The following is a 5508-nucleotide window of genomic DNA, read 5'->3' on the forward strand; positions in this document are numbered from 1 at the left end:
CGGTTTTTGTTGGTGTGTAGCCGGCTGTCCGGGGGGTCCCCCCCCAGCCCCCCCCGCCCCCCCGGGGCCCCGGCCGGGGCCCGGCCCCCCCCCCCCGCGGGTCTAACCTCGCTCAGCGTTCGACGAGCGGGTCGTGACCCAGGTCCAGCAGGGAGTGCCGCCAGCTGTCATCGGCGTTGCCGCGCGACGGCTTGGCGTCCATCAGCTCGCGGATCCGCTCGACCGCCTCCCGCATCACCTCGATGTCCTCCGGGGTGAGGTCCACCTTGCGCTTGTTGAGCACCTTGAGGATCTCCCGGCCGGGCTGGGGCAGGTCGAGGTTCGGGTTGGGGCTGAACGACTCCTCCCCCGAACCCCTGGTCAGCAGCCAGGTCCGCAGTTGCTCCGACGGGACGTTGACCTCGGCGTGAAAGTCCTCCCAGAGCACTTCCACCTCGGGGTCGAGCCGCGCTTCGCGTACCATCAGGTCTCCTCTCCGGGCGGCGGCCCGGACGTCTCCGGGTCGTCCTGGTCGGTCTTCGGATGCAGGCCCTCCGCGGGCACCCGCGTGCGGCGGGGGTTCGCGGTGGGCGGCGCCAGGATCGGGTCGGGATGGTCGTCCTCGTCCCGGGGTTTCGCGGACTCCGCGTGCTGGTGCGGGTCCTCGTGTTCGTCCCTTCGCGCCGGCCCGCTCATCGCGGGTGTGTGGTCGTGGCGGCGGTGTACCCCCGCTCGCCCGCGGTCACGTCGAAGGTGAGCGCGCCGTCGCGGACGTCCACAGTGACCTTCTGCCCCGGCGAGATCGCCGACTCCAGCAGCATCCGGGACAGGTGGTTGTCCACCTCGCGCTGGATCACCCGGCGCAGCGGGCGGGCACCGAACTCCGGCTGGTAGCCGTGCTCGGCGAGCCAGTCGATGCCGGCGGTGGTGAACTCCACCTGGAGGTCCTGGGCGTGCATCCGACGGCGGGTCTCCTCCAGCAGCAGCGCTGTGATGTCGCGCAGCTGCTCGGCCTCCAGCCGGCGGAAGATGATGACCTCGTCGATGCGGTTGAGGAACTCCGGGCGGAAGTTCTCCTGCAGGCGGCGCATGAGCCGCTCCCGCAGCTCGTTGCTCTCCTGCTCGCTGCCCACGTCCCCGGTGCCGAAGCCGACCGAGCGCTGGGCGCCGGTGATCAGCTCGGAGCCGAGGTTGCTCGTCATGATCAGGACGGTGTTCTTGAAGTTCACGGTACGACCCTGGCTGTCGGTGAGCCGGCCGTCGTCGAGCACCTGGAGCAGGATGTTGAACACGTCCGGGTGGGCCTTCTCGATCTCGTCGAGCAGCACCACCGCGTACGGGCGGCGACGCACCGCCTCGGTGAGCTGACCCGCCTCCTCGTAGCCGACGTATCCGGGCGGCGCGCCGACCAGCCGGCTGACAGTGTGCCGCTCCTGGAACTCGCTCATGTCCACCCGGACCATCCGGTCCGCCTCGCCGAACAACGCCTCGGCGAGGGCCCGCGCCAACTCGGTCTTGCCGACTCCGGTCGGGCCGAGGAACAGGAAGCTGCCCATCGGCCGCTCCGGGTCGGCCAGCCCGGCCCGGGAACGACGCACGGCCTCGGCGACGGCGGTGACCGCGTCGTCCTGACCGACCACCTTCTGGTGCAGGTGACCCTCCAGGCGCAGCAGCCGGTCGCGTTCCTCCTCGGTGAGCTGGCTGACCGGGATGCCGGTGGCCCGGGAGACCACCTCGGCGATCTCCTTGGGGCCCACCTCGGGCACCTGGGATCCGGACGAGCCGTCCTCGCCGTTCGCGCGTCGGATGTCCTCCTCCAGCTCGGAGATCCGGTCACGCAGCGCGGAGGCCCGCTCGTACTGCTCGTCGGTGACGGCCTGCTCCTTGTCCCGGCGTACCTCGTCGAGTTCCTGCTCCAGCTCGCGCACGTCGGACGCGGGGGTGCGGGTGCGCAGCCGCACCCGGGCGCCGGCCTGGTCGATGAGGTCGATGGCCTTGTCCGGCAGGAACCGGTCGGTGACGTACCGGTCGGACAGCTCAGCCGCCGAGACCAGCGCCTCGTCGGTGAAGCGCACCTGGTGGTGGGCCTCGTACCGGTCGCGCAACCCGCGCAGGATGGCGATGGTGTCGTCGACGCTGGGCTCGGGCACCAGCACCGGCTGGAAGCGCCGGGCCAGGGCGGCGTCCTTCTCGATGCTCTTGCGGTACTCGTCCAGCGTCGTCGCGCCGATCACCCGCAGCTCACCGCGGGCGAGGGCGGGCTTGAGCATGTTGGACGCGTCCATCCCACCCTCGCTGCCGGCGCCACCGGCCCCGACCAGGGTGTGGATCTCGTCCATGAAGATGATCAGCTCGTCCCGGTGCGCGCGGATCTCGTCGATCACCTTCTTCAGCCGTTCCTCGAAGTCGCCCCGGTAGCGGGTGCCGGCGACCAGGCCGGCCAGGTCGAGCTGGACGACCCGCTTGCCGAGCAGGGTCTGCGGTACGTCGCCGTCGCAGATCCGTTCGGCCAGCCCCTCGACGATGGCGGTCTTGCCGACGCCGGCCTCGCCGATCAGCACCGGGTTGTTCTTGGTCCGCCGGGACAGGATCTCCACGGCCTGCTCGATCTCGTCGGCCCGCCCGATCACCGGGTCGATCTGGTCGTTGCGGGCCAGGTCGGTGAGGTCCTGCCCGTACTGGTCCAGGGTGGGGGTGCCGCGGTCCGGCTTCGGCCCGGTCATCGGCCCACGCTCGGCGTTGGCGGCCTGCAACGACTCGGGTTGGATCCGGCCGGCGGCCAGCATCCGCCCGGCCGGCGACTCCGGGTTGAGCGGCAGCGCCATCAGGATGTGCTCGGGGCCGATGTAGTTGGCGCCCATCGCCCGGGACAGCTGATGGGCGTCGAGCAGCGCCCGCTTGGCGGCGGGGGTCAACGACAGGTTGGGCGGCACCTCCCCGCGCGGCGCGCCGTCGCCCTTTCCGCCGAGGGCGTTGAGCAGGGTGTCCGGGTCGGCACCGGCCCGGCGTACCAGGTCACGCAGCGGTTCGCGTTGCAGCGCCGCCCAGAGCAGGTGGTCGGTGTCCAGGTCGCTGCTCTGCCGTTGCGCGGCCCGCCGGGCCGCGTCGGCGAGCATCTCCCGGGCGTCGGCCGTCATCAGTCGGGTGATGTCGACCCGGTGCGGCGGTCGGCGCCCTCCCTCGCCCCGGCCGAAGTACCTGGCCAGGAATTCGTCCCACGGGTCGGAGCCGATGTCACCGGGTCCCATCATGTCTGTCCTCCGCAGTAGGGCTCGGCACGGTCGGCAGGGGCTACCCGGCGCGCGCCCCGACAAACGCCGCAGGTGGCGGAGGACCGGCATTCCGGGAGTGGCGTCGGGTCAGGGCCGGGCGATGGTGGCAGGCTGACGGGATGGATGAGACCCCGCTGCTGATCGTGGATGGCGCCAACGTGGTGGGCTCGCGCCCGAACGGGTGGTGGCGTGACCGTGCCGGTGCCGCTGCCCGGTTGCGCGACTCGCTCGCCCCGGTGGCGACCATCGGGTTGCCGGCCCGGCTGACCGCCCCGGTGGAGGTGGTCCTGGTGGTCGAGGGGGCCGCGCGGGACGTGCCGGGCACCGAGGGGGTCCGGGTGGTCTCCGCCGCCGGTTCCGGCGACGACACTGTGGTCGAGCTGGTGGAGGGCGCTCCGCGGCGTCGGCGGCTGGTGGTCACCGCCGATCGGGAGTTGCGCGGGCGGGTGACGGCGCTGGGCGCCGAGGTGTACGGCCCACGCTGGCTCCGCGAGAACCCGACCAACAACTGAGAAATTCTCGCACTGGGACTCCCACAGATCGGACTCCCGGCACTTCCGAGGGCCTTCCGGACAGGCGGGCAGGAACACCGACAGGGCGGATGTTCTTTCGGAACCGCCGATAGGCTCTAATGGAGATCTCCCCGCCCCCAGGAGGTTCCGCCGTGGCGAGCGTCGCCGAGCTGAAGGCTGCCATCGATGTCGCCCTCCAACAGATCGGAGACGGGCAGACAGCCGTGCAGGCGGCCGGCGAGAAACTCTCCGAGGCACAGCAGACCCTGGCCGGGGCCCTCGAGGGCAGTGGGCACGAGACGGTGGAGGCGGCCCAGGCGTCGCTGACCCAGGCCAGCCAGGAGCTGGAGGATTGTCTCGCCGCGACACTTGTCGCGGTGGAGCAGGCGCAGCTCTACGTCTCCACCCTGTAGGCCGCCATGTCCATCATCGAGGATGTCGGCGGGCAGGTCCGCGCCGCCACCGAGGAGTTCCCGGTGGCGCTGCTCGGGCAGGCGCTGGAGAAGTTCGGCCTGGCCGCGGAGCGGCTGCGCTGGGTACGACAGGAGTCGGCCAACCCGATGGGGGTGCCCGAGCTGTCCGCCGCCACCGAGCACGCCGAGAGCGCCGGCTACGCGCTGCGGGTGGCCCAGGAGCAGCTGTCGGCCTACCTGACGGCGATCGGCCTCGGCGCGGACGGCGGCCCGGCGCCCCGCCCTGAGCAACGCGCGCCCCGACACGACACGCCACCGGCGTCCGGGCCCGCCGAGGTCGCGCCGGAGCCGGCCGAGCAGGTGCGCATGCGCCGCTGGTGGTCGGTGCGGGTGGCCGAGCTGACCGGCGGGCGCGAGGGCACCGACGACGAACCCGACGAGCGGGTGGACGACTCGCAGGAGTTGCTGCGCCGAGTGGTGGGCGGTGTTCGCTCCGGCGACCGGGACCGGCTCCGCAAGGAGCTGCGCCGGGCCCCGGCCGACGTGGGGCTGGGCATGGCGGCGCTGGCGCCGCCGCTGCTGCGCGAGCTGGCCGGCGAGCTGCTCGGGCACCCGCCGCGCGCCACTGACCTCGGGCGGCTGCGCGGCGAGTTGGACGGACGCGTCCGCGACCTGCTGCCCGGGTTGCCGCCGCCGGTGCTGGAGACGCTGTTGACCCGGGTGTGCCGGATGCCGCCGCCGCGCGCCTCCGGGGAGCCACCGCACGCCGCCGACTCCGCGGTGACCGCCGGGGTGGCGACCGGGCTGCTGCTCGCCCGCCTCGGCCGGGACCTGCCGACCGGCGGCGCGAGAGAACCGGCGGGCGCCAGAGAACCGGCCGGCGCGGGGCAACCGGCGCGGGCCGGGCAACCGGCGGGTGCGCAGCAATCGGGCGGGATCGGGCGACCGAGCGCGGTTCCCCGCGTCGGCGGTGCGGCCCAGCGGCCGGGCAGCGCCGCCGCGCAGCGCTCCGGTGGCCTGCCGCCGCGCTCGGGCAGCCCCTGGCGGGACGCGCCGACGCGTCGGGGCTCCGATGGCTGACCGGCGTGGTCAGCTGGCCAGCCGTGTCCGGGACACCCTCGCCGAGGCGTTGGGCGCCAGCCGTACCCGGCTGTCCGCCGCCCAGGCCGACCTGACCGCTGGGCGGGAACGACTGGCCCGGGTCCGGCGGGCGGCGGCCGCCGTACCGGCGCGGGTGGGCGCCCAACGGGACCGCCGCATCGCCGAGATCGACGCCCGCTACTCCACCCGGATCGCCGAACTGGCCCGACGGGCCGCCGACGCGGCCCGGCA

The 5508-nt window shown here is 73.4% G+C and carries 7 protein-coding genes; 4 read left to right on the forward strand and 3 right to left on the reverse strand.

Translation table 11 applies throughout. The annotated features are described in order from the left end of the window. Positions 1-112: 112 nt before the first annotated feature. From AB0C20_RS34915 to AB0C20_RS34925, 3 genes are read right to left on the reverse strand one after another with little or no spacing between them, the layout of a single operon-like run. A complete protein-coding gene (locus AB0C20_RS34915; RefSeq protein ID WP_091408434.1) occupies positions 113-463 on the reverse strand; it encodes a DUF3140 domain-containing protein in 351 nt (116 codons plus the stop codon). Further along, positions 463-675, reverse strand: a complete 213-nt coding sequence (locus AB0C20_RS34920) for a hypothetical protein (RefSeq protein WP_238685865.1) — start codon at positions 673-675, stop codon at positions 463-465. Before AB0C20_RS34920 ends, AB0C20_RS34915 begins: the two co-directional genes overlap by 1 nt. Beyond that, entirely contained in the window at positions 672-3230 is a 2559-nt protein-coding gene (locus AB0C20_RS34925; RefSeq protein WP_355007897.1) for an ATP-dependent Clp protease ATP-binding subunit, read from the reverse strand. Before AB0C20_RS34925 ends, AB0C20_RS34920 begins: the two co-directional genes overlap by 4 nt. A gap of 140 nt (positions 3231-3370) precedes the next feature. Between AB0C20_RS34925 and AB0C20_RS34930 the strand changes: the two genes are divergently transcribed. From AB0C20_RS34930 to AB0C20_RS34945, 4 genes are all read left to right on the forward strand, one after another. Further along, positions 3371-3763, forward strand: a complete 393-nt coding sequence (locus tag AB0C20_RS34930) for a hypothetical protein (protein WP_210818727.1) — start codon at positions 3371-3373, stop codon at positions 3761-3763. A gap of 152 nt (positions 3764-3915) precedes the next feature. Then, the gene (locus AB0C20_RS34935; protein ID WP_030490934.1) at positions 3916-4176 is read left to right on the forward strand and encodes a hypothetical protein; all 261 of its coding nucleotides are present in this window, start codon (positions 3916-3918) and stop codon (positions 4174-4176) included. A 6-nt stretch (positions 4177-4182) separates the two neighbouring features. Further along, positions 4183-5256: a hypothetical protein gene (locus AB0C20_RS34940; protein WP_357186722.1), complete on the forward strand. Its 1074-nt coding sequence runs from the start codon at positions 4183-4185 to the stop codon at positions 5254-5256. Further along, on the forward strand, positions 5249-5508 hold a 260-nt coding region (locus tag AB0C20_RS34945; protein WP_357569615.1), incomplete at its 3' end, for a hypothetical protein. The genes AB0C20_RS34940 and AB0C20_RS34945, both read left to right, overlap by 8 nt.

The sequence above is a fragment of the Micromonospora sp. NPDC048843 genome (assembly GCF_040649965.1).
Classification (GTDB): domain Bacteria; phylum Actinomycetota; class Actinomycetes; order Mycobacteriales; family Micromonosporaceae; genus Micromonospora; species Micromonospora hortensis.

Coding starts and splice junctions, on each gene's coding strand:
- AB0C20_RS34920 (WP_238685865.1), bottom strand. CDS start 675: ATGAGCGGGCCGGCGCGAAGGGACGAACACGAGGACCCGCACCAGCAC.
- AB0C20_RS34925 (WP_355007897.1), bottom strand. CDS start 3,230: ATGATGGGACCCGGTGACATCGGCTCCGACCCGTGGGACGAATTCCTG.
- AB0C20_RS34940 (WP_357186722.1), top strand. CDS start 4,183: ATGTCCATCATCGAGGATGTCGGCGGGCAGGTCCGCGCCGCCACCGAG.
- AB0C20_RS34915 (WP_091408434.1), bottom strand. CDS start 463: ATGGTACGCGAAGCGCGGCTCGACCCCGAGGTGGAAGTGCTCTGGGAG.
- AB0C20_RS34930 (WP_210818727.1), top strand. CDS start 3,371: ATGGATGAGACCCCGCTGCTGATCGTGGATGGCGCCAACGTGGTGGGC.